Source organism: Nitratireductor basaltis, assembly GCF_000733725.1.
Lineage (GTDB): Bacteria > Pseudomonadota > Alphaproteobacteria > Rhizobiales > Rhizobiaceae > Chelativorans > Chelativorans basaltis.
This window is the reverse complement of the sequence record NZ_JMQM01000002.1, coordinates 692,019-717,526: the sequence shown is the minus strand read 5'-3', so window position 1 is coordinate 717,526 and position 25,508 is coordinate 692,019. Positions and strand designations below refer to the sequence as shown.

22 protein-coding genes are annotated in these 25,508 nt (G+C 60.2%); 4 read left to right on the top strand and 18 right to left on the bottom strand.

The genetic code is table 11. The annotated features are described in order from the left end of the window. The first annotated feature begins 501 nt into the window (after window positions 1–501). Entirely contained in the window at window positions 502–2,409 is a 1,908-nt protein-coding gene (locus tag EL18_RS15860; protein ID WP_036486298.1) for a M23 family metallopeptidase, read from the top strand. Window positions 2,410–2,514: 105 nt separating this feature from the next. On the opposite strand, the gene EL18_RS15855 is transcribed toward EL18_RS15860, so the two are convergent. The 8 genes from EL18_RS15855 to EL18_RS15820 form a co-directional block, all read right to left on the bottom strand. Continuing rightward, window positions 2,515–3,945, bottom strand: a complete 1,431-nt coding sequence (locus EL18_RS15855) for a L,D-transpeptidase family protein (protein WP_036486297.1) — start codon at window positions 3,943–3,945, stop codon at window positions 2,515–2,517. A gap of 129 nt (window positions 3,946–4,074) precedes the next feature. After that, window positions 4,075–4,437, bottom strand: coding sequence for an MmcQ/YjbR family DNA-binding protein (locus EL18_RS15850; RefSeq protein WP_036486296.1), 363 nt, complete (start codon window positions 4,435–4,437; stop codon window positions 4,075–4,077). A 56-nt stretch (window positions 4,438–4,493) separates the two neighbouring features. After that, window positions 4,494–7,103, bottom strand: a complete 2,610-nt coding sequence (gene clpB / locus EL18_RS15845; RefSeq protein WP_036486295.1) for an ATP-dependent chaperone ClpB — start codon at window positions 7,101–7,103, stop codon at window positions 4,494–4,496. Window positions 7,104–7,309: 206 nt separating this feature from the next. Beyond that, window positions 7,310–8,032, bottom strand: coding sequence for a DUF4167 domain-containing protein (locus tag EL18_RS15840; RefSeq protein WP_051914369.1), 723 nt, complete (start codon window positions 8,030–8,032; stop codon window positions 7,310–7,312). Window positions 8,033–8,343: 311 nt separating this feature from the next. After that, window positions 8,344–9,237, bottom strand: a complete 894-nt coding sequence (prmC, locus tag EL18_RS15835; RefSeq protein ID WP_036486294.1) for a peptide chain release factor N(5)-glutamine methyltransferase — start codon at window positions 9,235–9,237, stop codon at window positions 8,344–8,346. Beyond that, window positions 9,230–10,303: a peptide chain release factor 1 gene (prfA, locus tag EL18_RS15830; RefSeq protein ID WP_036486293.1), complete on the bottom strand. Its 1,074-nt coding sequence runs from the start codon at window positions 10,301–10,303 to the stop codon at window positions 9,230–9,232. Before prfA ends, prmC begins: the two co-directional genes overlap by 8 nt. A 13-nt stretch (window positions 10,304–10,316) precedes the next feature. Beyond that, complete coding sequence (gene ptsP / locus EL18_RS15825; protein ID WP_036486291.1) at window positions 10,317–12,587, bottom strand: phosphoenolpyruvate--protein phosphotransferase; 2,271 nt, start codon at window positions 12,585–12,587, stop codon at window positions 10,317–10,319. A gap of 77 nt (window positions 12,588–12,664) precedes the next feature. Then, on the bottom strand, window positions 12,665–13,918 hold the full coding sequence (locus tag EL18_RS15820) for an aspartate kinase (RefSeq protein ID WP_036486289.1): 1,254 nt from the start codon (window positions 13,916–13,918) through the stop codon (window positions 12,665–12,667). Window positions 13,919–14,143: 225 nt separating this feature from the next. Here EL18_RS15820 and ubiG point away from each other — a divergent pair, with 225 nt between their 5' ends. Beyond that, window positions 14,144–14,896 (top strand): bifunctional 2-polyprenyl-6-hydroxyphenol methylase/3-demethylubiquinol 3-O-methyltransferase UbiG, encoded by a 753-nt coding sequence (gene ubiG, locus EL18_RS15815; RefSeq protein WP_036486287.1) that lies wholly within the window; start codon window positions 14,144–14,146, stop codon window positions 14,894–14,896. Window positions 14,897–14,929: 33 nt separating this feature from the next. Here ubiG and EL18_RS15810 read toward each other — a convergent pair whose 3' ends face one another. The 4 genes from EL18_RS15810 to EL18_RS15795 are packed head-to-tail and all read right to left on the bottom strand — an operon-like array spanning window position 14,930 to window position 17,255. Continuing rightward, window positions 14,930–15,355, bottom strand: coding sequence for a DUF1178 family protein (locus EL18_RS15810; RefSeq protein ID WP_036486285.1), 426 nt, complete (start codon window positions 15,353–15,355; stop codon window positions 14,930–14,932). Then, window positions 15,352–16,203, bottom strand: a complete 852-nt coding sequence (locus tag EL18_RS15805) for a carbon-nitrogen hydrolase family protein (RefSeq protein ID WP_036486283.1) — start codon at window positions 16,201–16,203, stop codon at window positions 15,352–15,354. Before EL18_RS15805 ends, EL18_RS15810 begins: the two co-directional genes overlap by 4 nt. After that, a complete protein-coding gene (grxC, locus tag EL18_RS15800; protein WP_036486565.1) occupies window positions 16,203–16,469 on the bottom strand; it encodes a glutaredoxin 3 in 267 nt (88 codons plus the stop codon). Before grxC ends, EL18_RS15805 begins: the two co-directional genes overlap by 1 nt. Before the next feature lie 24 nt (window positions 16,470–16,493). Beyond that, a complete protein-coding gene (locus EL18_RS15795) occupies window positions 16,494–17,255 on the bottom strand; it encodes a ComF family protein (protein ID WP_244444619.1) in 762 nt (253 codons plus the stop codon). Between the two features lie 87 nt (window positions 17,256–17,342). On the opposite strand from EL18_RS15795, the gene EL18_RS15790 reads away from it, so the two are divergent. Then, window positions 17,343–18,197 carry a methyltransferase domain-containing protein gene (locus EL18_RS15790; protein WP_036486281.1) on the top strand — a complete coding sequence of 285 codons (855 nt, stop codon included), beginning with the start codon at window positions 17,343–17,345 and terminating at the stop codon, window positions 18,195–18,197. An 11-nt stretch (window positions 18,198–18,208) separates the two neighbouring features. Here the strand turns inward: EL18_RS15790 and EL18_RS17680 are convergent, their stop codons facing one another. From EL18_RS17680 to EL18_RS15765, 6 genes are all read right to left on the bottom strand, one after another. Next, a complete protein-coding gene (locus EL18_RS17680; RefSeq protein WP_081871263.1) occupies window positions 18,209–18,379 on the bottom strand; it encodes a Flp family type IVb pilin in 171 nt (56 codons plus the stop codon). A 75-nt stretch (window positions 18,380–18,454) separates the two neighbouring features. Next, window positions 18,455–18,757: a hypothetical protein gene (locus EL18_RS15785; protein WP_036486279.1), complete on the bottom strand. Its 303-nt coding sequence runs from the start codon at window positions 18,755–18,757 to the stop codon at window positions 18,455–18,457. A 93-nt stretch (window positions 18,758–18,850) separates the two neighbouring features. Next, window positions 18,851–19,243 carry a (deoxy)nucleoside triphosphate pyrophosphohydrolase gene (locus EL18_RS15780; protein WP_036486561.1) on the bottom strand — a complete coding sequence of 131 codons (393 nt, stop codon included), beginning with the start codon at window positions 19,241–19,243 and terminating at the stop codon, window positions 18,851–18,853. 37 nt (window positions 19,244–19,280) lie between these two features. After that, on the bottom strand, window positions 19,281–20,021 hold the full coding sequence (locus EL18_RS15775) for a GNAT family N-acetyltransferase (protein WP_036486277.1): 741 nt from the start codon (window positions 20,019–20,021) through the stop codon (window positions 19,281–19,283). A 38-nt stretch (window positions 20,022–20,059) separates the two neighbouring features. Beyond that, window positions 20,060–21,301, bottom strand: coding sequence for a bifunctional glutamate N-acetyltransferase/amino-acid acetyltransferase ArgJ (argJ, locus tag EL18_RS15770; RefSeq protein WP_036486275.1), 1,242 nt, complete (start codon window positions 21,299–21,301; stop codon window positions 20,060–20,062). Window positions 21,302–21,480: 179 nt separating this feature from the next. Continuing rightward, window positions 21,481–22,383, bottom strand: a complete 903-nt coding sequence (locus EL18_RS15765; protein ID WP_036486273.1) for a peptidylprolyl isomerase — start codon at window positions 22,381–22,383, stop codon at window positions 21,481–21,483. A gap of 267 nt (window positions 22,384–22,650) precedes the next feature. Here EL18_RS15765 and secA point away from each other — a divergent pair, with 267 nt between their 5' ends. Beyond that, complete coding sequence (secA, locus tag EL18_RS15760; RefSeq protein ID WP_036486559.1) at window positions 22,651–25,377, top strand: preprotein translocase subunit SecA; 2,727 nt, start codon at window positions 22,651–22,653, stop codon at window positions 25,375–25,377. The last annotated feature ends 131 nt before the right edge of the window (window positions 25,378–25,508 follow it).

The following is a 25,508-nucleotide window of genomic DNA, read 5'->3' as shown; positions in this document are numbered from 1 at the left end:
ACGCCGCTCTGAATTTGAAACCAACTCAGTGGCGAACCCCAGCACTCGCTGCTGGCGCCGCCCGCCTCGTTGGTGAGGCGTATATAGGCCGCGACCCCCAAAACTGTCAACGACTAAAATCCACTTTTTTGAAGTTTTTGCGACGCGGAAATCGCCTGACCCGAGATACTACGCAAAAGCGCCGGTTTCTCTCCTTGGGGAAAGACATAATGGAGCCGAAATCAGCAATTAGCAAGGCGCAACATTCACGGCAGCTGGCTCAGCCTGACTCTGGAAAGTGGTTTGCCCCTCTCCGTCTTGCTGATCCGCCGCCGTGTCGTGCGCTGCCTGTTGGCGGGGACTGGGATCGAACCGGTTGTTCCCCAGTTGCAATGGCGCACCGGTTTGACTTGATGCCTCCAGCTGGGCATGACTTGCTGCATGATCATTGAACTGCCGGCACCGGCCTATAGAGAAGAGTGAACGATCACCTTGGCAGACCGGGACATCAGACACACCAATATGGGAAGTGAGCCGCCGCTGGTATCAGATGGCAGGGGCGGTCCACCTGATCGGCGGGAGATTTCCGCGCGTTGGCTGCTGGGCACCTTCCTGACCGGAGTGACATCGACGGTGCTGATGGGCGTCGCGCTTTCTGCAGCACTTGATGGTCGCGAGCAATTGGCCACACCGCCGGAGATCGCAGCGCTCGATGATGTCTTGCGCAGATCCGGCGAAGCGGCAAAGACGACGAGACTGATCCCCTCGCTGGCGCTGGCAAAGCCGACGGACCGGCGCGTGATGGAAGTTTCGACCATGCTCAAGGATGGTGATCGGGAAGTCATTCGCACCCTCCCCTTCGTGCATGTGCGCATGCCTCTGGCGGCAAGCTACTCCACCAATCGTGACTATCCTGCCTTTGACCCGCTGACCGTGTTTTCCGAAGAGGGCGCAACGGTCACCGCACAGACCGGCCTCATCTATGGCGCGAAAGTGGAAAGCGAGGTCAGCCTGCGCACCTCTCCCTTCCCTCTCGATACAGATGCCTTCGACGAGAACAGCGATCTTTCGGTCGATGAGGTCGAACAGGTGGTGCGCAATACCGGCGCAATCCTGACCGATGGCGACATACAGGTTGCCGCACTTCACTATGTGGACCCGCAGCGCTTTGGCGATACGCTCGCCACGCGAACCCTCGCCAATTACGGCGTGAAGATCGTGCAGGAGAATGTATCGGTCGCCGCGCGCAGTGCACCCGAGGGACCATCCATCGGCTTTGCCGAAGACGTGATCTTCTTCTCATCCAGCCAGCCGATCGTCGATGCACTTGCCAATTCCGGGTATGAGGGCGAGGACGGCACAGCCATGGCGGAAGCCATTGCGCGTCTTCTGAACGCTGATGCCTTGAGAGCCGGCACCATGATCCGTCTTGGTGTGGAAGCGCGCGGCGAAACCAGCCGCGTCGTTCGCGCAAGTGTCTATGACGGCAAGCAGCATGTCGCGACCATCGCGATCGACGATCGCCAGCAATTCGTTCCCGCAGAAGAACCGGAACTGGGCGAGGAGCTTCTGGCTGCACTTGAGAACCGTCCGCCGCCGAATCTGCCGCGCTCCGACCTTCCGCGCACTTATGACGGGATCTACAAGGCGGCATTCTCCTATGGTCTGACCAAGCCGATGACCCAGCGCCTGATCAAGCTGCTGGCTGCCGATGTCGACTTCCAGGCGCGCCTATCCCCTTCGGACCGACTGGAAGTCTTCTTCTCGCAGCCCGATGAAGATGGCAACGCGACAGACACGTCCGAATTGCTATATGTCGCGGCAACCCTTGGAGGGAAATCGCGCACCTATTACCGCTTCCAGTCGGAAGACGGTTCGGTCGACTATTTCGATCCCGAAGGCCGTAGCGCGCGGCCATTCCTGCTGCGTAATCCTGTTCCGAACGGTCGGTTCACCTCAGGCTTCGGCATGCGGCGCCACCCGATCCTGGGCTATGCACGCATGCATACCGGCGTCGACTGGGCCGCACCGCGTGGCACGCCGATCATCGCGCCAGGCGACGGTGTAGTGGAAAAAGCGGGCTGGGCCGGTGGCTATGGCCGCCAGACCATTGTCCGCCATGCAAACGGATATCGCACCTCCTACAACCACCAGAGCGCCATTGCGAAGGGCGTGAAGGTTGGCGCGACAGTGAGGCAGGGACAGGTCATTGGCTATGTCGGCTCAACCGGACAGTCGACCGGCAATCATCTGCACTACGAGATGATCGTGAACGACCGCAAGGTGGACCCGACCCGTGTGCGCCTGCCCGACAGCAAGACGCTGAAGGGCGAAGCGCTTGAGGCGTTCCTGCGCGAACGCGAACGCATCGACGAGCTGCTCAAGGATTCACTCGCCGCCCCTCCCACGATGGCTGCGAAAGCCAATTAGGCTGCTTCGATTGAAGACATGAAAAAAGGCGGGCTTCGCAAGCCCGCCTTTTTCTTGCTCCCGAGATCCGATGACCTGATGTCGGCCATTGCGCGTCCTCGGCGCTTACTCGGAGAATTCCACCGTCACGCCCGGCTTGACCCGCTTCGCCAATTCGTGGGCATCCCAGTTCGTCAGCCGTACACAGCCGTGAGAGGATGTCTTGCCGATCTTTGATGGCTCGGGTGTGCCGTGGATGCCATAGGTGGGCTTGGAAAGTGCGATCCAGATGGTTCCGACCGGTCCGTTGGGACCCGGCGGGATCGTAAGCACCTTGTCATTGTCACCCTGCTTGAAATTGATCTTCGGGTTGTAGGTGTAGTTCGGATCGAATGCGACCCTCGTCACCTCGTGCGTGCCGGAAGGTGAGGGCGTGGCATCCGAGCCGATCGTCGCTGGATAGGCCGAGACCAGCTTGCCGGTGCTGTCATAGGCGCGCACCTGACGCCGACCTTTGTCCGCCACGATACGTGCCACGTCACGCGTGACGGGTTCGCCCGTGTTGACCACGCGAATGACCGTTCCCGGTCGGTTGAAATTGGCCTTTGGATTGAGCGCCCGCAGGAGCTTCTCATCCATGTGGAATCGTTCCGCAAGCGCTTCCGGCACGCTGGTGAAGGCAAGTTTTTCCAGCTTCGCCTTTTCTCCGTAGTCATCGGGCACCGAGGCAACATAGGGACCTGCCGCATCTTCCGGCGTTATCGTGTATTCGATCAGGGCAGGACCACCTGTGGCTTCGAGTTCCGCGGCGACCCACTCCTTGTCATAGGTCCGCAAGGTCTGCCCGGTTATCTCCTTGTAGGCGTCAATGGCCTTGTTGACATTGTCGCCCATGCGCCCGTCGATCACACCAGGCGACGCTCCCGCGCGGTCGAGCAGCACCTGGTAGCCGATCACCTCCTCGCTGACACCGGCAATACGCGGCATCTCGCCCGGCTTGGTCGGCTCGTCGATCGTCGATTGCTCGATTGCCTCGTCGATATCGCTGGCCTCCGGCACGGACGCCAGTTCGCGATCATCCTGTGTCGGCTCCTCCAGCGGACGGCGTTCAACGGGTGCCGCCTCACCGATCCCGCGTTCTTCTTCGCCGGTGCCGCGCTGGCGGCGATAGAAATCGTCATCGCCATAAAGGGGTTCTTCGCGCATCCGGCGCTCTTCACGCAGCCTTTCGCGCCGCAGCCGTTCGATGATTTCCAGATCGCGGTCATCATAGAGATCGCGGCGGCCCAACTCCCACTCGCGCTGCAAGCGGCGCTCTTCCGCACGCGGTCTTGGAACTGCCGGCGGACGGATCTCGACGACCCGACCCGTTTGCGGATCCAGCACCACTTCTCGTCCGTACTGGTCGATGAAGACATCGAAATCATAGCTTTGTGCAAGCAGATAGGACCCATTGCCCGACGACCGCCCTTCGAGCCCCGAATTGGGAAGGGGACCTGCAAACGCCTCAGGTGCGATAAGAAGACCAGAGAGAACCGGGAATAAAGCCGCTTTCAAGATATGCCATCTCCGTTGAAATGCCGGACCTGTCCTGCCGCAAGGCAGGAAGCGATGAGCCGCGAGGCTAGTTAATAAGAGATGAACCGGGCATGAAAATGGCTCGGCTCATGGTTGGATTCAGGGCAGTCACCCTTTTATACCCAGTTCTCTACGTGTCTTGAGCGGAAGCTTCGCGACCACCAGACGATAGCTTTCGCGGATATAATCCTCCAGAGCGGCGTCATCCATGCTTTCACGGCCCGTACGCTGGATCCACTTCATGCCTCGCGAAGCCAGATAGGGTGCGGGTCGGAGACCCGGCTGCTCCTGAAGAATATCGTAGGCAGCCGGAGAACATTTGAAAGTCACGGCAAGGAGCGAACCATCCTGGCTACTGCCAATGGCGAAGACCTTGCCGCCGACCTTCCAGACTTCAGCACCGCCCCACTGCACCACATGGGTCGCCGCGGCAAACCCGCTGCAGAACCGGTTGAACGCCTGCTTCTCCATGTCCCCGCTCCGAAAGGAAGGGCGCGGTGATTGCCGCGCCCTTTCCGTTTTTCCTTTTATGCAGCTGCACTTTCTTCCGCTGACCCCACCTGGGCGGAGCGGAAATTCAAGCGGTCAGATCCGGCCGTGACCTTCACGGTGGAGTTATCGAAAATCTCGCCCAGCAGGATCTTCTCCGCCAACGGATCCTGCAGTTCCTTCTGCATCACACGCTTGAGCGGTCGTGCGCCATAGGCGGGGTCATAGCCCTTGCCGGCCAGCCACTCGATGGCTTCGTCATCGAGCTCCAGACTGATCTTGCGATCGGCAAGCAGCGCCTCGAGACGCTTGAGCTGGATACGTACGATTTCGCCCATGTCGCGACGACGCAGACGATGGAAGAGAATGACCTCGTCCACGCGGTTGAGAAATTCCGGACGGAAGGATGCACGCACCACGCCCATCACTTCATCGCGGACCTTGTCGACGTCCTCATGCTCGCCAAGATTGACGAGATGTTCGGCGCCCAGATTGGATGTCATGATGATGAGCGTGTTCCGGAAATCCACCGTACGCCCCTGCCCATCGGTCAGGCGCCCGTCATCAAGCACCTGGAGCAGGACGTTGAAGACATCCGGATGCGCCTTCTCGATCTCGTCGAACAGGATCACCTGGTAAGGCCTGCGCCGCACCGTTTCTGTCAGAACGCCACCTTCCTCATAGCCCACATATCCGGGAGGTGCACCGATGAGCCGCGCCACGGAGTGCTTCTCCATGAATTCCGACATGTCGATGCGCGCCAATGCCTGTTCGTCGTCGAAGAGGAAGTTTGCAAGCGCCTTGGTCAATTCGGTCTTGCCCACACCCGTGGGGCCAAGGAACATGAAGGAGCCGATCGGGCGGTTGGGATCCTGTAGACCGGCGCGCGCACGGCGAACCGCCTTGGACACCGCCTGCACGGCCTCGCCCTGCCCCACAACCCGGCGTGCCAGTTCGTCTTCCATGCGCAGGAGCTTCTCGCGCTCGCCTTCAAGCATCTTGTCGACCGGAATACCGGTCCAGCGCGAAACGATATGCGCGACATGGTCGGGAGAAACCGTTTCCTCGACCATCGTGCCCTTCCCGTCCTGCGCCTCGGCTTCGGTCAGCTTGCGCTCAAGCTCGGGAATCCGACCATAGGCAAGCTCGCCGGCACGCTGAAACTCCCCCTTGCGCTGAGCAATGGCCAGTTCGTTACGCGCTTCATCAAGCTGACGCTTCAGTTCGGCAGCAAGACCAAGCTTGTCCTTTTCCGCCGCCCAGGCGCTTGTCAGCCGCGCGGATTCCTCTTCCAGACCGGCAAGCTCCTGTTCGAGCTTTTCCAGCCGATCCTTGGAAGCCTGGTCGGTCTCGACCCGCAGTGCTTCGCGCTCGATCTTCAACTGCATGACGCGGCGGTCGATCTCATCGAGCTCTTCCGGCTTGGAATCCACCTGCATGCGCAGACGGGACGCGGCCTCGTCCACAAGGTCAATGGCCTTGTCGGGCAGGAAGCGGTCGGTGATATAGCGGTTGGAGAGCGTTGCAGCCGCCACCAGTGCCGAGTCGGCGACCCGTACCTTGTGGTGCTGCTCGTATTTTTCTTTCAAACCGCGCAGGATGGAAACCGTGTCCTCGACCGTCGGCTCTTCAACGAAAACCGGCTGGAAGCGGCGGGCAAGTGCGGCATCCTTTTCGACATGCTTACGATATTCATCAAGCGTCGTTGCACCCACGCAGTGCAGTTCACCGCGTGCCAGGGCAGGCTTGAGCAGGTTGGAGGCGTCCATCGCGCCATCGGCCTTGCCGGCACCGACCAGCGTGTGCATCTCGTCAATGAAGAGAATGATGTCGCCGTTGGCCGCGGTGACTTCCGAAAGTACGGCCTTCAGGCGTTCCTCGAATTCACCGCGATATTTCGCACCGGCAATCATCGCACCAAGATCAAGCGCCATGAGCTGCTTGTCCTTCAGCGATTCCGGCACGTCCCCATTGACGATGCGCAGCGCTAGGCCTTCCGCGATAGCGGTCTTGCCCACGCCCGGCTCACCGATCAACACCGGGTTGTTCTTGGTGCGGCGTGAGAGAACCTGGATCGTGCGACGGATTTCATCATCGCGACCGATCACCGGATCAAGCTTGCCCGACCGGGCATCGGCTGTGAGATCGCGTGCGTATTTCTTCAATGCATCATAACCCTGCTCGGCACTGGCCGAATCAGCCGTTCGTCCCTTCCGCAGATCGTTGATGGCTTCATTCAGCGCCTTGGGCGTGACACCGGCCTTCGCCAAGATGTCGGCGGTCTTGGCCGACTTCTCGATAGCCATGGCAGTGAGCAAACGCTCAACCGTGACAAAACTGTCGCCGGCCTTCTTGGCCGCTTCCTCTGCGGTCGCAAAAACCTTCGCGAGTGGCTGCGCGAGATAAAGCTGGCTGTTGCCGCCTTCCACCTTCGGCATCGCCTTCAGTGCAGCTTCCACACCAAGCTTCACATCGCGCACGCGTCCGCCCGCCCGCTCGACGAGCGAAGCAGCCAGGCCCTCATCGTCATCGATGAGCACCTTGAGCATATGTTCGGGAGTGAATTGCTGGTGGCCCTGTGAAAGGGCATAGGTTTGCGCGGATTGAATGAAGCCCCGCACGCGCTCCGTATATTTCTCGATATTCATTCCATGTCTCCATTTCCTTGTCGACCCGCTGAGCAGCATCGACAGGACCAATGTGACGGGCCTCCCGAAGGCAGGCCCAATGATAACCGAGATATGGGTGGGCGAGGAGCAGGCGACAAGGTCCACCTTTCCCCAAAACCCTGACATGAAACGAAAAACGGCGGGAAGAACCCGCCGCTTTCAAACACCGATACAGGGCGCAGGCTTCAGCCTTCAACCGCCGCGACAGGCTCTGCTGTCTCGGCACGCTCTGCTGTGCCATCTTCGCCATCGGAGGCGCTGTCGGCCTTCTTCGTGCGCGCCCGGCGTGCACGCTTTGGCTTCTCTTCCGAGGCTTCCGCACTGGCTTCCTCACCGGAAGCCTGCGCATTTTCACCCGCATCACCATCTTCAGCCGGCTTGCGGCGGGTACGACGTGCAGGCTTTGCGGCCTTGCTCTCGCCTTCGCCGGCATCGTCGCCATTGGCAGAACCGTTGGACTGCTGGTTCTTCAAGGCCACCTCGGCAGGAGTGCCGTCGATGACCGGTTGTGGTGCGGAACCGTGATCAACGGTTTGCTCGCGGCGCTGACGCTTTTCCTGCTGCGGTTCGGCGTCATCGCTTGAACGCGCATCCTGACCGTCGTCGTCGCCGTCTTCACGTTGATCGCGCTGGTTTTGCTGAGGCTGAAGCTGTGCCTGAGCCGCCGCGATGATGCGGTTGTAATGCTCGGCATGCTGCAGATAATTCTCGGCCATGACACGATCGCCGGAACTCTGCGCATCCCGCGCGAGCGTGGCGTATTTGTCGGCAACCTGCTGAGCCGTGCCGCGAATTTTCACATCCGGGCCATTGCTCTCATAGCTGCGTGTCAGCGGATTTGGTCCCTTGCGGTTGTTGTTACCGCCGCCGCGTCCGCGCATGCGCCTGTTCTGCTGTTGTGGCCTCATTCCATTCTCTTTGTTTGAGACAACTATGAAATCGTCTTGTGAATAATTGTGTGATGATCAGCGGAAAGAGCGCTACAGCGCGGTCTGTCCTAAGCTTCCCCTGGTGGCGGAAGGCGCGGCTGCCTGGCAGCGCGAGGGCCATTCCATTCCGCTTTCATGTCACTTGCCTGACAAGCCCCGCACGAAGCACAGCGTCGAAGACGCATCCTGGCAGCATTTCCGCGGGAACCGAATCGAATACGGCACTGCCTGCTTCGTCTCATCCGGCAGGCGGAACCTAGCGGCATAACAATGACTTGCCAAGTCTTTTTTCATGGCCGTCCCAGACATTGCAGTGGACGAAAAAGCATGGCTCTGTCGCGCTTTCCCAGATCCCGCGCCATCTGCTCCAAGACATAGCCGCTATTGGTAAAGATGTTCTCAACATCCGACTTCTGGGTATAGCCGATTTCCACGGCTACACGGCCATTGTCGCCCAGATGATCTGCAGCCTGTTCAGCGATGATCCTGTAGGGATCGAGTCCGTCAGCGCCACCATCCAGGGCGCGCAGCGGATCGTGCTCACGCACTTCCACATCCAGTCGCTCTACATCCGTAGTTGGAATATATGGCGGATTGGAGACGATGAGGTCGAACCGACCTTCCACATGCTCGAACCAGTTGGAGTGGCATGTGAAGAAACGGTTGCCGTTACCGTGCATGTCGGCATTCCTCTGCGCAGTTTCAAGTGCCCCCGATGAAATGTCGGTCGCAACCGCTTCGGCCTGCGGTACAGCGTTGATAAGCGCCAAGGCGATAGCGCCGGTGCCGGTGCCAAGATCGAGGATACGACACTTCCCCTGCTCCGCTGCTGCGCGCCGAACTATCGGCAGCGCAAGCTCGACCAACGCCTCCGTGTCGGGTCTTGGCTCGAGCGTGTCCGGGGAAAGATCGAAGGGAAGTCCATAGAACTCCCGTCGGCCTATGATGCGATAAACCGGCTTGCCCTCGACGCGCTCACTCAGCGCAGCCTTGAGCAGATTGCGCTGAGCTTCACCAATTTGTCGGTCGGGGCTTGTCAGCACATCCAGCCGCGACGTGCCCGTGAAATGCTCAACCAGAATCCGCGCCTCAAGCGCAGGATCATCCACGTCAGCCGCTTCGAGATTCTTGCGCGCGGCCACGAGAAGTGAACCAAGCCGATCGGGCAGTTCGCCCTCACCCATCGATTTCGGCAAGCAGCTTTGACTGGTGATCGGAAATAAGTCCATCAATCACCTCGTCCAGATCGCCTTCCATGACGCGATCAAGCTTGTAGAGCGTCAGATTGATACGGTGATCCGTAATCCGCCCCTGCGGAAAATTGTAGGTGCGGATACGCTCGGACCTGTCGCCCGTTCCCACCTGCAGACGGCGCGCTTCCGAGCGCTCGTCCGCAGCCTTGCTGCGCTCGGCGTCGAAGAGACGTGCACGCAGGATCTGCATCGCGCGTGCCCTGTTCTGGTGCTGGGACTTTTCAGCCTGCACCACCACGATTCCAGTCGGAATATGCGTTATGCGCACAGCGGAATCGGTCGTATTGACGTGCTGTCCACCTGCCCCTGACGCGCGCATCGTGTCAACGCGGATATCTTCTGGTCGGACATCGATATCGATATCCTCTGCTTCAGGCAGCACCGCAACCGTTGCAGCCGAGGTATGGATACGTCCCTGCGCTTCGGTCGCCGGGACGCGCTGCACGCGATGGACGCCGGATTCGAACTTCATGCGCGAAAACACGCCGCGCCCCGCCACGGTCGCAATGATCTCCTTGTAGCCGCCAGCCTCGCCTTCGCTTGCTGAAACCACCTCGACCTTCCAGCCCTGCTCCGAGGCGTAGCGCTCATACATGCGGAAAAGATCGCCTGCGAAGAGGGCGGCTTCATCACCACCCGTGCCTGCACGAATTTCCAGAATGACGTTCTTGTCATCCGCGGCATCTTTCGGGAGCAGCAAGACCTGAAGGTCGGCCTGCAGCTTCTCCAGACGCTCCTCGACCTCCTCAAGATCGGCTTGCGCCAGTGCCCGCATCTCTGCATCGGTGGATTTGTCGTCCAGCATGGACTGCAGGTCTTCAAGCTCGCCTTCCGCCTTCCGCAACGCACGAATGGCATCTGCGACGTCCTGCAACTCGGAATATTCCGAAGCGAGCTTCACATACTCATCAGCCGCAGGCCCGGCCGCCATCTGCGATTCGAGCATCTCGAAACGCTTGAGAACCTGATCCATGCGGTCGCGGGGCAGTTCGGGCATTACAAACAGTCACTCAAAGAGGAATTTCGTGCGTGGCAGCAAACTGCCGCAGCGTCTGGCGGATATTGGTCTTTGCCGAGTGATTGGCAAGTGCCTCATCCATGACGGCTTGCAGCTTGTCCAGTGGCAATTCCGTCAGCATGGCCTTGACCGGGCCGATGGATGCCGGTGCCATGGATATCGCGCGGAAGCCGATACCCAGCAATGCCATAGCCGAAACCGGTCGTCCCGCAAGCTCGCCACACAGCGTCACCGGCGTGTCCGCCGCATCCCCCGCACGCACGATCTGACGCAGAATGCGCATGAAGGGCACGCTCAAAGGATCAAAACGGTCGGCAATGCGCGTATTGCCGCGATCTGTCGCCGTCACGAACTGGAAGAGATCATTCGAGCCGACCGAAACGAAGTCCACCGCCTCCATGAGCTCGTCGAGCTGCCAGAGCAGCGACGGCACTTCGATCATGGCGCCGATCTTGAGTTCGGTGGGCAGCAGATGCGCGAAGCGCGACAGATGCCGCACCTCACGATCGATGATGGCGCGCGCCTGCTGTATCTCGCTGACTTCCGTCACCATGGGCAGCATGAGACGCAGCTCGCGTCCGCCAGCGGCTTTCAACAGGGCACGGATCTGCGTGCGCAGGAGACCGGGGCGATCGAGCGTCAATCGAATGGCTCGCCAGCCCAGTGCCGGATTTTCCTCCTGTTGCGGCCCCTTGAAGTAGGGCAGAACCTTGTCGCCGCCGATATCGATCGTGCGGAACGTGACCGGCTTACCGTCGGCTGCTTCCAGCACTTCGCGGTAAAGCCGCTCCTGCGCTTCGGCACGGGGAAAGGTCGAGGCGACCATGAACTGAAGCTCGGTGCGGAAGAGACCGATGCCTTCCGCTCCCGACTGCGCAAGCTGCGGCAAGTCCACGGCAAGCCCCGCATTCATGTAAAGCGACACGTCCTGGCCATCCCGTGTGCAGGATGGCTTGTCGCGGAGTTCACGATAGATCTTCTGGCGCCGCGCCCGGAAACGCACCTTCTCTGCATAGGCTGCTTCGATGTCCGATTGCGGCCGCAGATGCACCTGGCCGTCTTCGCCATCCACAATGGCCGCATCGCCATTTTCGGCCATGGAGACAGCACCCTTCACCTCACCGACCGTCGGCAGGCCAATTGCGCGTGCCACGATGACGATGTGACTGGTCGGTGCGCCGTCCTCGAGCACAAGCCCGCGCAGCTTCTGACGCGGATAATCCAAGAGCTCTGCCGCACCCATATTGCGCGCAACGAGGATCGCATCCTTCGGCAGCGCCTCGGCGAGCGCGTCCGGACCGCGCCCCAGAAGCTGGCGAAGAAGCCTGTTCGCCAGATCGTCGAGATCGCTCATCCGCTCGCGCAGATAGGGGTCGGTCATATGCATCATGCGCGCACGCATGTCCGACTGCACCTTCTCGACAGCTGCTTCCGCCGTCAGACCGTTGCGCACGGCTTCTTCAAGGCGACGCACCCATCCGCGATCATTCGCGAACATGCGGTACGCTTCCAGGACCGCGCGATGCTCGCCCTCGAATGCGACCTCGCGGCGGGACAACATGTCGTCAATGGAAAGCCTAAGCGAGCTGAGTGCAGCCTCCAGCCGCTCAAGCTCCTCCTCGCTGTCTTCGTTGAAGAGATTGGTGACCACGATGCGCGGCTCGTGAAGCACCACATGGCCAAGGCCAACCCCGTCATTGAAGGCGAGACCCGAAAGCGTCACGGCCCGGCGCAGATCAAGCTCTATCCCGGCGCGGTTCAGGCGCGCCAGGTCACCGGTCGCAATCATCTCTGCGATGACCATGGCGACAGTTTCCAGCGCCTCTTCCTCATCCTCGCGATAGTGTCGCTTGGTGCGGTTCTGGACGACCAGGACGCCGAGCGTGCGTCCCGCCCGCAAAACCGGCACGCCAAGGAATGAATGATAGATCTCTTCACCCGTCTCCGGCAGGTAGGCGAAGGCGGGATGCTTCTGCGCATCCGACAGATTGAGCGCGCGCGCACTGGCGGCGATTGTGCCGACAAGACCCTGTCCCAGGCGAAGCTGCGCCAGATGGACAGCAGAAGGATTGAGACCTTCCGTTGCATATAGCTCGAGGACCGAGTCGGAGCGCAGGATGTAGAGCGAGCAGACTTCGGCAACCATGTTCTGCGCGATCTCGCGCACGATCCGGTCGAGCCGTTCCTGCGGCTCGAGTGCCTCTGCCATCATTTCGCGGAGCCGCTTGAGCAGTACGCGCGGTCCGCCGGCCATTTCTCGCATCGGCCCTCAACTTTACAGCCATCCGGGCGCGGCAACAGCCATGCCCGAATGCGGTGTCACTATCCGAATTGTTTCTATTATTGCTTATCTAGACCGTAGACGGAATGCAAAGTCCGAACGGCTAATTCCGCGTAAGCCCCGTCGATTAGTATGGATATCTTAATTTCGGACGTCGTGATGGCCCGAATATTGATGCCTTTTTCAGCAAGTGCCTTGAAAGCAGTCGCCGCGACGCCGGCATGGCTGCGCATTCCGATGCCGATGACCGAAACCTTCACCAGCCCCGCTTCGGACTGAACCGCATCGAAACCGATGGTCTCGCGCGCCTTGTCGAGCACGACGAGCGCCTTGTCGAGGTCGCCGGAAGGCACGGTGAAGGTCATGTCCGTGCGCGACCCGTCTTCGGAGATGTTCTGCACGATCATGTCGACATTGATGTTGGAATCGGCCAGAGGGCCGAAAATACCGGCCGAGACGCCCGGACGGTCATAGACGCGCCGCAGGGAGATCTGTGCTTCATCCTTGGCATAGGCGATGCCGGTGACAACTTGCTGTTCCACGATTTCTTCCTCGTCGCAAATGAGCGTTCCGGGCGGATTGTCGAAATCGCCCATGCCCGGTGCATCCGGATCCTCGAATGAAGAGCGTACGAAAGTGCGCACCTTGTGCACCATGGCAAGTTCCACCGAACGCACCTGAAGCACCTTGGCGCCAAGTGACGCCATTTCGAGCATTTCCTCGAATGAAATTTTGGACAACCGCCGCGCCTTCGGCTCGATGCGCGGATCGGTCGTGTAGACGCCGTCCACATCGGTATAGATGTCGCAGCGATCGGCCTTCAGCGCAGCCGCAACTGCCACGGCGCTCGTATCGGAGCCGCCGCGGCCAAGCGTGGCAATCCGGTTGTCGGGCGCCAGTCCCTGGAACCCGGTGACAACGGCAACCTGGCCTTCGCCGAAGCGGCGGATGAGGTCTGAACCGTCAATATCCGAAATCCGCGCCGCACCATGTGCGCTGTCCGTCTTGATCGGGATCTGCCAACCTTGCCAGGACCGCGCATTGATGCCGATGCTCTGGAGCGCAAGCGCGAGGAGCCCGGCGCTGACCTGCTCACCCGAAGCGACGATGGCGTCATACTCGCGCGCATCATGCAGCGGTGCAACTTCGCGCGCCCAGCCGACAAGCTCGTTTGTCTTGCCGGCCATGGCCGATACAACGACCGCCACCTCGTGGCCTGCATCCACCTCACGTTTGACATGACGCGCCACATTACGGATGCGGTCGATATCGGCGACGGATGTACCGCCGAATTTCATCACGATGCGCGCCATGAGAGATGCTGTACCTTCTTGTCCAGGAAACCCACGTAGCCTTGAGGCTCATGACCAGCATGACAATGCAACCGCTGGCCGCGGTTTCATTATCGAAAAGGCATAATATCTGCAAGCAAGCTTCAGTGCCGCTGCGGTACGGCTCACACAGTTGATCGCCACGCTTGACTTTCACGTCATCGAGAACGACTTGATGCATGACGCCAAGAGGAGATTTCAGGACCAATGGCCGAAGCAACCCCATCGACCGTGGACGAGGCCGAAGTCGAGCGTTTCTCGGCTCTGGCACAGGAATGGTGGAATCCGAACGGCAAGTTCAAGCCGCTGCACAAGTTCAACCCTGTCCGCCTGTCCTTTATCCGCGACCAGGTCGCTGCCCATTTTGGCCGTGACCCGCGCGGCACGAAGCCCCTTTCCGGCTTGCGCATCCTGGATATCGGCTGTGGTGGCGGTCTGCTATGCGAGCCGATGGCGCGCCTGGGTGCAGAGGTGGTCGGCGCCGACGCTTCCGAAACGAATATCGAGGTAGCCCGCCTGCATGCTGCGGAAAGCGGCCTCGACATCGACTATCGCGCCACCATGGCAGAGGCGCTGGCCGAACAGGGTGAGAAGTTCGATGTCATCCTCAATATGGAAGTCGTGGAGCACGTGGCCGATGTCGACCTGTTCATCGACAAATGCTCGGAGATGCTGAAGCCCGGCGGCATCATGTTCGTGGCCACCATCAACCGCACCTTCAAGGCCCTGGGCCTGGCAATCTTCGGTGCTGAATATGTTCTGCGCTGGCTTCCCCGCGGCACCCATCAGTTCAACAAGCTGGTACGGCCGGAGGAACTGGAAAGCGCGCTCTCTCGCACCGGCCTGACGATCAGGGAGCGGACCGGCGTCACCTACAACCCGCTCTCGGACCGCTGGCAGCGTTCGAAGGACATGGATGTCAACTACATGGTGCTCGCGGAAAAGCCCGCAGGCATCTGAGGCGTGAGGGGCGGCCTGTGCCCCTCGTCTTGCTCAGTTCTGGTCGTCGGGGAAGACCGGCAGAGGCATGATCTCCACGCCGTCTTCCGCCAACTCCTTCACCTCTTCCAGATTCGCCTCGCCATAGATCCCGCGCTTTTCGGTCTCACCGAAATGGATCCTGCGCGCCTCTTCGGCGAATTTGTCGCCTACATATTCGGCGTTATCGCGCACCTTCTTCGACAGTTCCTTGAGCTGCTCCAATGCCTGCTTCTGCTGTTCGCCGATTGCCAATGCGATCTTTTCCTTCTTTCGGCCCGTGGAAACCGAAGGCGCCATGAGCGCCTTGTTCACCTCGATGGAACCGCAGGATGGACAGGAGACCAAGCTTGCATCTTTCTGCTTTTCGAAATCCTCGCCATTGCGGAACCATGCCTCGAATGCGTGGCCGCTGTCACAAGCGAGACTGAAGCGGATCATTCCACCGCCTCCCGGCTCTGAACCTCGCGCAACTCGAAATCCCGGGCATTCTTCAGGTTGGGCACCTTCTTGCGCGTGGAAGAAACCAGTGCAGGGTCGATCTCGGCCATGATCACGCCCGGCTCGTCGCCGTCGGCTTCCGCCAGAACGCGCCCCCACGGGTCCACGATGATCGAGTGTCCATAAGTTTCACGCCCGTCCTCATGGCGCCCGCCCTGAGCTGCAGCGATGAGGAATGCACCATTCTCGATGGCACGTGCGCGCGTCAGGACCTGCCAATGCGCCTCGCCGGTCTGTCGCGTGAATGCCGCTGGCACCGTCAGCACCTCTGCCCCGCCAAGAGCCTGTGCCCGGAAGAGATCCGGAAAGCGCAGGTCGTAACACACAGCCATGCCTATCCGCGCGAAACCCATATCCGCAACCACGCTGACTTCGCCTGGTCGATAGGTGGCGGACTCCCGCCAGCTCTCACCATTGTCGAGATCGACATCGAACATGTGGATCTTGTCATAAGTCGCCACCAATTCACCGCCGCGGCCAAAAAGGAAGCCGCGATTGGCAACCTTTCTGCCACCAACAATGATCGCTGTGGAGCCCACATGAACAGCAATGCCAAGTTCGGCAGCCAGTTCGGACGCCTTCTTCACAAGCGGGCATTCATCCTGGGAGGAGATGCGATTGATGAGCTCTTCGCGCTCACGCACGAGAATACCTGTCATCTCCGGGCTCTGAACATAGAACGCACCCGCATCGGCGGCTTCACGCACCAATGCTTCGAAATTTTCGATATTGGCGTGGACGCTCTTGCCCGAGCGCATCTGGAGTGCAGCGACCCTTACCCTGCTCATCAGTCGGCGCTGCCTTTCAGCATGGGATCGAGCTTGTTCGCCTGCTCCAGGGCGAAAAGTTCGTCGCAACCGCCCACATGCGTGTCGCCGATGAAAATCTGCGGGAAGGTGTTGCCGCCATTGGAGCGTTGGATCATCTCCTGACGCAACTCTGGCGAAAAACTCGCATCATGCTCCGTATACTCGACGCCCTTGCTTTCCAGCAGGCGTTTGGCGCGGGCGCAGTAGCCGCATCCCATGCGCGTATAGATCGTCACATCAGTCATCGACCGCTCCTTCATTGTTGCGCCTTATATAAGTTCGCGGTCTTCCATGGCAAAGTCTTCTGGCAATACCCTTGCGAATGTAAGCACGTGAACCGTGCCGGCGCCGCCCCGTTTGAGCGCCCTGGAAGCTGAAAATGCCGTTGCCCCCGTGGTATAGACGTCATCAACCAGAACCACGGATCGCCCGACCAGAGAGGCCTTGGCCTCATCCGGCACCGCGAAGGCTCCTTGCACATTCTTCAACCGCTGCGAAGCCTTCAGTCCGACCTGCTGGCGCGTCATGCGTTTCCGGATGAGAATCTGCGGCGCAAATTGCAGACCGGAGATTGAAGCCAATGCCCGGCCGAGCTCAGCCGACTGGTTGAACCGGCGCTTGAGGTACCGGCTGCGATGCAGCGGGATCGGCACGATAACCGCGTTTTCCCCAAACTGGTCCTCCCCGACACGGTGCATCCAGCGGGCCATCCAGGGCGCGAGGTCGGTCCTGTCACCGAATTTCAGACCCCGCACCAGATGTTGTGCAATGCTTGTATACGAAACGGCAGACCGCGCGCTGTCGAAGGGCGGCGGATTGGCAATCGCTTCCGCGGAAAGATGCCCGTCATGCATCTCATGCTCGAACGGCGTGCCATAGACCGGACACCATGGTTGTTCGATGAACCGCAGGCTCTTCCAGCATGAGGAACAGAGTGTGCCCGGTGCAGCCACGAGGTTGCGGCAGCCCAGACAGACCGGCGGGAAAAAGAGCCGTCCCACAACATCCAGTGCTGCTCTGGTGCCTCTCACGAGTCCCACCCATATGAATTGCTCGCGCCCACCTTTGCACCATCCCCGGATTTGTGCCATGTCCGCGCCACCCGAAGGAGCACATTAATGCAGACACTCTTCGACAGGAAGCTTGGCATCCAGCGCAAACTGCGCGCCCTGAAACAGGGCGATCCCTCTGCACGCTTTCTCATGAAGAGGGTGGCTGAAGATATGGGCGAGCGCCTTGATACGGTGGAGCGCCGCTTCCCCGTTGCGGGAAGCATTTTCTCGATGACCGACGATGCTGCCGCGGCACTGCAAGCCAGCGGAAAGGTGGATGAGGTGTTGCGTGTTGAGGCGTCATCCAAGGCGGGTGAAGGTGTGCGCGTCGCAGAAGATGAAGTTCTGCCCCTTGAAACGGAGAGCCTTGACCTCGCCGTTTCGCTGCTCGCGCTGCATGAGGTGAACGATCTTCCGGGCCTCCTCTTCCAGATCCGGCACGCTTTGCGCCCGGACGGCCTGTTTCTGGGCGCTTTCGTGGGAGCGGGAACATTGCAGGAGCTGCGCAGCGCGCTCCTGCAGGCAGAGACCGAAATTTCCGGCGGAGCAGCACCGCGGGTATATCCCTTCACCGATGTTCGTGATGCCGGCGCACTTCTCCAGCGAGCGGGCTTCACCCTGCCTGTTGCCGATGTGGAAAATCTGGTCGTGCGTTACGACGACATGTTCGCGCTTGTCCGCGACCTGCGCGCCATGGGTGCCACAAGCGTCCTGACCGAACGCAGCCGCCTACCGGCCACCCGCGCGCTGTTCATGCGTGCTGCCGAGATCTATGCGCAGAAATTCGCTGACGAGGACGGCCGCATCCGCGCCAGCTTCAACATCATATGGCTTTCAGGCTGGGCACCGCATGAATCGCAGCAAAAGCCGTTGAAGCCCGGAAGTGCGAAAGTATCCCTGAAGAGCGTCCTGGAGAAATAGCGACAGCGCGGTCAGCGCTTGTTCGCTTCGCTCAATTTGGTGGCAGTGTTGTCATAGCTGTCGCCCACGACACGCCCCAACTCGGTAGCGCTGGCAACGATTGCCAGAACCAGGAGCCCGGCGATCAGAGCATATTCGATCGCAGTGGAACCGGATTCGTGCCTGAGGAAACGCTTGAACATGACTACCTCGATAGCAGATACGCGAACGAGCTTACTTGAACACTGTTAAGAAAGCTTAACAGGGCGGGCGGATTCTCAGCACACGCCGGAACGGGACCCGTTCGCACGAATGATGCAAAGTTCATCCGGATGTGTCTGAAGAACGCTGCGCCTGATCGTGTAGGTGCCCTGGCGCTGCTTTGCCACGGTACCGGTCGACATCAGATCGACACCGGCAAAAGCATAGCTGCGGCTCTTTCGCTCCGCAATGGGCGTCAGGATAAGGGCCAGGGCAACACCTGCAGACCCGAACAGTAGCGCGGCCCGCAGCATTCCGCTGCGCGCAGTGCGCGTCCAGCTTTCATCCTCATCCCGCGACCACTCGGCATAAACACCCATGAACCACCACCGGCACCAGGCCGGCCCCTCGCCAATACGTCCCTTGCACGCTCAAATTGTCACGGGTGGATAAAGGAACGATTAACGCTGAGTTCAAAGAAGATCGGTCAGAAACGGTATCAGTGGCTCGTCGGCAGGCGGCATCGGATAATCGCGAAGCCGGTTGGGCCGCACCCACTTCAATGCCTGCCCTTCACGGCCTTCCGGGATGCCCCAGAACCGGCGACAGACATAGAGCGGCATGAGCAGGTGAAATTTTTCGTATGAAAAGCTGGCGAAGGTCAGCGGCGCAAGGCAGGACGTCTTGGTCTCGATCCCCAGCTCTTCGTGCAGCTCGCGGATGAGAGCCTCTTCGGGAACTTCACCCGGATCCACCTTGCCGCCGGGAAACTCCCACAGTCCTGCAAGCGTCTTGCCTTCCGGACGCTGGGTGATGAGCACGCGTCCGTCAGCATCCACGAGTGCGCAGGCCACCACCAGCACCATTGGCTTTTCAATCTTCGGCGTATCAGTCTCTGCCAAGTCAATGCTCCGGCGGTTGGCGGTAGTGGTAGCGATAGGCCTCGGCAAAACCGAGCCGCTCATAAAGCTTCAGCGCAGGCAAGTTGTCGAGTTCCACCTGCAGCCATGCCGTGGACGCGCCACGCAACCGCGCCCATTTCAAGGCGGAAAGGATCGTACGGCGGCCATAGCCCTTGCCCCGCTCACCCGAAGCGGTGGCCACCTCGAACAGACCCGCCAGCGCCCCATCATGAACACAGATGGCTGTCGCCAGTGAACGCGCTCCTTCCTCAAGCACGAAGAATCCGGCTTCGGCCTTGATGGCACTGACCACTTCGGTGAAGCCTGGCCTCAACTCCTGCCCGTAATCGTGAACACGCAGCGCTGCGGAAACGAAGCGATGGAGATCCTTGAGCGGGATCTGGTTCATCGCGCTGGAAACGGTGCCGTCAGTGAGCGGCATCCGCATCACAACCGAGTGCCCACCCTTCTGCCAGCCGCGATCATCGAGATATTCGCTGATCGCAGAGGCAGCAAGCGGGGATATGCGGAAGGTGGGTGTCCGCCCATATGCTTCGAAAAGTCGGCGCGCACGCTCAACCCGGTCGGAAATCTGCTTGGCATCGCCCGGATCGAGCGGATTGACCGAATTGAGCCTGCGTGCAGGATGACTGGCCGTCATCCGGATCGCCCATGTCCCGTCGAAGCGAACCTTGTTGGCCGGCCATGCGCGAAAGCCCGCCGCCTCGAAGCGCCGGATCATCGCCAATTTCTCTGGAGCATTCGGTGACACGGGCGGCGTCAGCTCCGGTAGTCGCCATTGATAGCGACATATTCCTTGGTCAGATCACAGGTCCAGACCGTCGCCTTGCCGCGTCCAAGACCGAGATCGGCGCGAATAACAACCTCGTCCCTCTTCATGTATTCGGAGGTTTCTTCCTCCGAATAGCCAGGATCGCGCTCGCCATTGTGAGCCACGCGAATATCCCCGAACCAGATGGAAAGAAGATCGCGGTCGGCTGGTTCACCAGCCTTGCCGACCGCCATGACGACGCGGCCCCAGTTTGCGTCTTCACCCGCCACCGCCGTCTTCACCAGGGGAGAATTCGCGATCGAGAGCGCCACTCGCTTGGCCGAACGTGAGGATTTCGCACCGGTGACCCTTACCTCGACCTGTTTGCGCGCACCTTCGCCATCGCGCACGATCTGGAGAGCGAGTTCCTTGAGCATCTTGTTGAGTGCTCGCCGGAAAGGCACGAGCACCGGGTCCTTCACATCTTCAACGCGCGGCGCACCTTTGTCAGCCGCCTTGCCGGTGGCGAAAAGCATCAGGCTGTCGCTGGTGGAGGTGTCGCTGTCCACCGTGACCGAGTTGAAGGATCCTGCCGTTCCCTTCGACAGCAGATCTTGCAAGACATGCGACGCAATGGGCGCGTCCGTCGCCACGAAGGAAAGCATGGTCGCCATGTCCGGGGCGATCATGCCTGCACCCTTTGCAATGCCGTTCAGCACGACTTCGCTGTCACCGAAGCGCACGCGCGCGCTCAGCATTTTCGGGAAAGTGTCGGTAGTCATGATCGCACGCGCGGCGTCGCTCCACCCCGCTGGCGCAGCATTTGCTGCCATGCCGTCGAGCAGATGGGTGAAGCGGCCCGCGTCGAGCGGCTCGCCGATCACGCCGGTCGAGGCGAGAAAAATCTCGCCTTCTTCCGCCCCGACAGCCTTCGCAGCAGCCTTGGCCGTGGCCGCAGTCGCCTGACGGCCTTTCGAGCCGGTAAAGGCGTTCGCATTGCCGGAATTGACAACAAGCGCACGAGCCTTGCCACCAGACAGGTTCTGCCGGCAAAGCTCAACGGGAGCCGATGGGCATTTCGAACGCGTGAATACACCGGCAGCCTCGGTGCCAGCATCAAAGACCATCAGGAGAAGATCCTTTCGGCCCCTATACTTGATACCCGCCTCGGCGGTGGCGATACGCACACCGGCGACTTCCGGCATTTTGGGATAGGACTTGGGCGCAAGGGGTGAAATAGCGTCAGACATGAGCTGATCCGAAAGGCTTGTGAAACTGCGGTTTCGTGTGCCTGATTGCAAGCTTTCACGCAAGGTCAAAGCATGGTCGACAGCCGCAACGCACCGATACGGCCTTTTGACCTGCACAAGAAAAAACCGCCGGTCAGTGCCGGCGGTTTCCGTATTGCGCTGCTAAACGAAAGCGCTGCCTATTCGGCCTTTTCGCCTTCAGCCTCAGGCTCAGCCTGACCAAGCTGCTGGCGCAGAAGCGTATCGACCTGCCCCTTCAACGCCTCGTCCTCGATCTCGACATTGGCGTCACCGCGCAGCTTGGCAAGCTGTTCTACATAGAGATCGCGGAAGACAACCGAACGGAACTGGTTCTGAACCTGCTCGAATGCCGGCGGCTGCTGGTTGCGCTTGTCCTCGACCTTGATCACGTGGAAGCCGAACTGCGTCTTGACCGGTTCCTTGGAATAGCTGCCGGCCTCGAGACCGAAAGCGGCTTCTTCGAATTCCGGAACCATGCGACCCTTGGTGAAGTAGCCGAGGTCACCGCCCTCAGCGGCAGCGCCATCCTTCGACTTCTCCTTGGCGATCTCGGCAAAGTCGCCACCATCGTCAAGCTGCTTTATGACTTCCTTTGCCTCTTCCTCGGTCTCTACGAGGATGTGACGTGCGCGAACTTCTTCGACCGGCTTCATCTCGGAGATCTGCTTGTCATAACGCGCGCGCACGGCCTCATCGGTAATCTCGTTCATTACCGACTGCTCGATATAGGCGCTGTGGAGAGCGCGCTGACGCAGGAATTCGATGCGGTTCTTGAACTCCTCGTTCTCGTGCAGGCCCTGCTCTTCTGCGGCATCGGCAAAGACGCGAACATCGATTATCGCGGAAAGTGCGGCTGCACGGCGCTGGTCCTCCGGAAGCTGCGCGAACTGCTGGCCGAGCTCCTGCTGCGCCATTGCGATATCAGCTTCGGTGATCTCTTCGCCATTCAGCGTGGCCACCACCTTGTCGTCCTGCGCGACGGCCGAACCTGCAAAAAGGCTTGCGGCCAGCGCCACAACGGCTGCGCGCGTAACAAGGGTGCGGTGGGTGGAAAGAAACATGAACTACTCCCGGAAAGTGTGACTGGTGGCCTGTTCGTAAGGGCTCTGAACAGTCTGAAACCATGTATATATGGCGGAAGTTTGCGGGCCGCCAAGCCCTCCGCGCGACGTTGACATCGCGGAATGCCCCTCTTATCTCTCCAACAACTTTGCGTCCAGAAGACAATTCCGGGTCAACCCTATGCGTAGGCCTTGCTGTTGGGGCGCGTTTCTGGCGGATCCGGCCGGCAATCCTGCCGGTCTTACGAGATTTGAAAGGACCATATGATGGTCAGTGTCGGCGGCTTTGCCCGCAAGATTTTTGGCTCTTCCAATGATCGCCGCATCAAGAAGCTTCGTCCTCAGGTCGCTGCTATCGGCGATCTGGAAAAGGAAATGGAAGCGCTTTCCGACGAGGCGCTGCGAGGCAAGACTGCCGAATTCCGCGAGCAGCTCGCCAATGGCAAGAAGCTGGATGATCTTATCGTTACGGCATTCGCTGTCGTCCGCGAAGCCGCACGGCGCTCGCTGGGCATGCGCCCCTTCGATGTACAGCTTATCGGCGGCATGGTTCTCCATGAAGGCTCCATCGCCGAGATGAAGACCGGTGAGGGCAAGACCCTTGTCGCCACCTTGCCCGTCTATCTCAACGCGCTGCCTGGCAACGGCGTGCACGTCGTCACCGTGAACGACTACCTCGCCCGTCGCGATGCCGAGTGGATGAGCAAGCTCTATGGCTTTCTTGGCTTGAGCACCGGCATCATCGTCCACGGAATGTCCGATGAGGAACGTCGCGCGGCATATGCCTGCGACATCACCTACGCCACCAACAACGAACTCGGCTTCGACTATCTGCGCGACAACATGAAATATGAGCGCGCCCAGATGGTGCAGCGCGGCCATGCCTTCGCGATCGTCGATGAGGTCGATTCGATCCTGATTGACGAGGCGCGCACGCCACTCATCATTTCAGGTCCTCTTGATGATCGCTCCGAGCTCTACGCAAAGATCGACAGCTTCATCCCGCTTCTCACCGAGGAAGACTACGAGATAGACGAGAAGCAGCGCACCGCCACCTTTACCGAGCAGGGCACGGAAAAGGTCGAGGACATGCTGCGCGAGGCCGACCTCTTCAAGGGCGAGGCTCTCTACGATGTCGAGAATGTCGCCGTCGTGCACCACCTCAACAATGCGCTGAAGGCACACAAGCTTTTCCAGCGCGACAAGGATTACATCGTGCGCAACGACGAACTCGTCATCATTGACGAGTTCACCGGTCGCATGATGCCCGGCCGCCGCTATTCGGAAGGTCTGCACCAGGCGCTCGAGGCTAAGGAAGGCGTGTCCATCCAGCCGGAAAACCAGACGCTGGCCTCCATCACCTTCCAGAACTATTTCCGCATGTATGACAAGCTGGCCGGCATGACCGGTACGGCCTCCACGGAAGCGGAAGAGTTCGGCAATATCTACGGCCTCGACGTTGCCGAGATCCCGACCAATCTTCCCATCCAGCGTATGGATGAGGATGATGAAGTCTACCGCACGGTGACGGAGAAGTACCGCGCCATCGTACGCGACATCAAGGAAGCTCAGGCGAAAGGCCAGCCCGTTCTGGTCGGCACCACCTCTATCGAGAAGTCCGAGCTTCTTGCCGAGCATCTCCTCAAGGAAGGGATCAAGGAGTTCCAGGTCCTCAACGCCCGCCACCATGAGAGCGAGGCGCAGATCGTTGCACAGGCCGGCAAGCCCGGTGCCGTGACCATCGCCACCAACATGGCCGGCCGCGGTACCGACATCCAGCTTGGCGGAAATCCGGACATGCGCATCGAGGAAGAGCTGGGCGACATGCCGGCAGGCCCCGAGCGCGATGCGAAGGAAAAGGCGATCCGCGAAGACGTTCAGCGGCTGAAGGAACAGGCCAAGGCCGCAGGTGGCCTCTACGTTCTGGCAACCGAGCGCCATGAAAGCCGCCGCATCGACAACCAGCTGCGCGGCCGTTCTGGCCGCCAGGGTGATCCGGGCCGCTCGAAGTTCTACCTGTCGCTGCAGGATGACCTGATGCGCATCTTCGGCTCCGACCGCATGGACGGAATGCTGCAGAAGCTCGGCCTCAAGGAAGACGAGGCCATCGTCCACCCCTGGATCAACAAGGCGCTCGAAAAGGCGCAGAAGAAGGTCGAAGCGCGCAACTTCGATATCCGCAAGAACCTCCTGAAATTCGATGACGTTATGAATGACCAGCGCAAGGTGGTCTTTGAGCAGCGTCTGGAACTGATGGACGGCGAAAACCTCACCGAAACCGTCGCGGAAATGCGCCACGACGTGATCGATGATCTCGTGGCGACGCATATTCCGGAAAAGGCCTATGCCGAGCAGTGGGATGTCGAAGGTCTGAAGAAGGCCGTTCGCCAGTCGCTCAATCTCGACCTGCCGGTCGATGAATGGGCTGCCGAGGAAGGCATTGCCGAAGACGATATCCGCGAGCGCATCACCGAGGCTGCCGACAAGGCCGCCGCCGACCGTGCGGAGCGTTTCGGCCCCGACATCATGACCTATGTCGAGAAATCCATTCTCCTGCAGACGCTCGATGGCCTGTGGCGCGAGCATCTGGTCAATCTCGACCATCTGCGCTCGGTCGTCGGCTTCCGAGGCTATGCGCAGCGTGATCCGCTGAACGAATACAAGTCCGAAGCCTTCGAGCTTTTCCAGGCCATGCTCGCAAATCTGCGCACCGCCGTCACCGAGCAGCTCATGCGCGTCGAACTCGTTCGCGAGGCTGCCGACGCACCGCCGCCTCAGACGCCGGAAGGCGAAGGACACCATATCGACGCCACTACCGGCGAGGACGATTTCGGCGGCGACACGATGACGCTTGCGCGCAACGAGACGCAGGTCGTCGCGCCGGAACAGCGCGATCCCAACGATCCCTCGACCTGGGGCAAGGTGGCGCGCAACGAGCCCTGCCCCTGCGGCTCCGGCAAGAAATACAAGCACTGCCACGGCGCCTTTGCCTGAGGCTGAGTTGCCGAACTGATAAAAGGGCGTGCCGGTTTCGGCGCGCCCTTTTTCTTTGCCGTAAGGCTCGGTGCTTTGCCGACATGCATGGCTTTGGGGCCATGCATCCAACTGTTTCTTAAATCCTCTCT

What these genes read in the sequence shown, in the direction of transcription:
- ubiG (WP_036486287.1), top strand. Translation starts at nt 14,144, where the DNA reads ATGGCCGAAGCAACCCCATCGACCGTGGACGAGGCCGAAGTCGAGCGT.
- EL18_RS15775 (WP_036486277.1), bottom strand. Translation starts at nt 20,021, where the DNA reads ATGATCCGGCGCTTCGAGGCGGCGGGCTTTCGCGCATGGCCGGCCAAC.
- secA (WP_036486559.1), top strand. Translation starts at nt 22,651, where the DNA reads ATGGTCAGTGTCGGCGGCTTTGCCCGCAAGATTTTTGGCTCTTCCAAT.
- argJ (WP_036486275.1), bottom strand. Translation starts at nt 21,301, where the DNA reads ATGTCTGACGCTATTTCACCCCTTGCGCCCAAGTCCTATCCCAAAATG.
- EL18_RS15820 (WP_036486289.1), bottom strand. Translation starts at nt 13,918, where the DNA reads ATGGCGCGCATCGTGATGAAATTCGGCGGTACATCCGTCGCCGATATC.
- EL18_RS17680 (WP_081871263.1), bottom strand. Translation starts at nt 18,379, where the DNA reads ATGTTCAAGCGTTTCCTCAGGCACGAATCCGGTTCCACTGCGATCGAA.
- EL18_RS15790 (WP_036486281.1), top strand. Translation starts at nt 17,343, where the DNA reads ATGCAGACACTCTTCGACAGGAAGCTTGGCATCCAGCGCAAACTGCGC.
- EL18_RS15785 (WP_036486279.1), bottom strand. Translation starts at nt 18,757, where the DNA reads ATGGGTGTTTATGCCGAGTGGTCGCGGGATGAGGATGAAAGCTGGACG.
- grxC (WP_036486565.1), bottom strand. Translation starts at nt 16,469, where the DNA reads ATGACTGATGTGACGATCTATACGCGCATGGGATGCGGCTACTGCGCC.
- prmC (WP_036486294.1), bottom strand. Translation starts at nt 9,237, where the DNA reads ATGGGTGAGGGCGAACTGCCCGATCGGCTTGGTTCACTTCTCGTGGCC.
- EL18_RS15765 (WP_036486273.1), bottom strand. Translation starts at nt 22,383, where the DNA reads ATGTTTCTTTCCACCCACCGCACCCTTGTTACGCGCGCAGCCGTTGTG.
- EL18_RS15780 (WP_036486561.1), bottom strand. Translation starts at nt 19,243, where the DNA reads ATGGTGCTGGTGGTGGCCTGCGCACTCGTGGATGCTGACGGACGCGTG.
- EL18_RS15805 (WP_036486283.1), bottom strand. Translation starts at nt 16,203, where the DNA reads ATGAGCAGGGTAAGGGTCGCTGCACTCCAGATGCGCTCGGGCAAGAGC.
- clpB (WP_036486295.1), bottom strand. Translation starts at nt 7,103, where the DNA reads ATGAATATCGAGAAATATACGGAGCGCGTGCGGGGCTTCATTCAATCC.
- EL18_RS15810 (WP_036486285.1), bottom strand. Translation starts at nt 15,355, where the DNA reads ATGATCCGCTTCAGTCTCGCTTGTGACAGCGGCCACGCATTCGAGGCA.
- EL18_RS15850 (WP_036486296.1), bottom strand. Translation starts at nt 4,437, where the DNA reads ATGGAGAAGCAGGCGTTCAACCGGTTCTGCAGCGGGTTTGCCGCGGCG.
- EL18_RS15840 (WP_051914369.1), bottom strand. Translation starts at nt 8,032, where the DNA reads ATGAGGCCACAACAGCAGAACAGGCGCATGCGCGGACGCGGCGGCGGT.
- prfA (WP_036486293.1), bottom strand. Translation starts at nt 10,303, where the DNA reads ATGCCCGAACTGCCCCGCGACCGCATGGATCAGGTTCTCAAGCGTTTC.
- ptsP (WP_036486291.1), bottom strand. Translation starts at nt 12,587, where the DNA reads ATGCGAGAAATGGCCGGCGGACCGCGCGTACTGCTCAAGCGGCTCCGC.
- EL18_RS15860 (WP_036486298.1), top strand. Translation starts at nt 502, where the DNA reads ATGGGAAGTGAGCCGCCGCTGGTATCAGATGGCAGGGGCGGTCCACCT.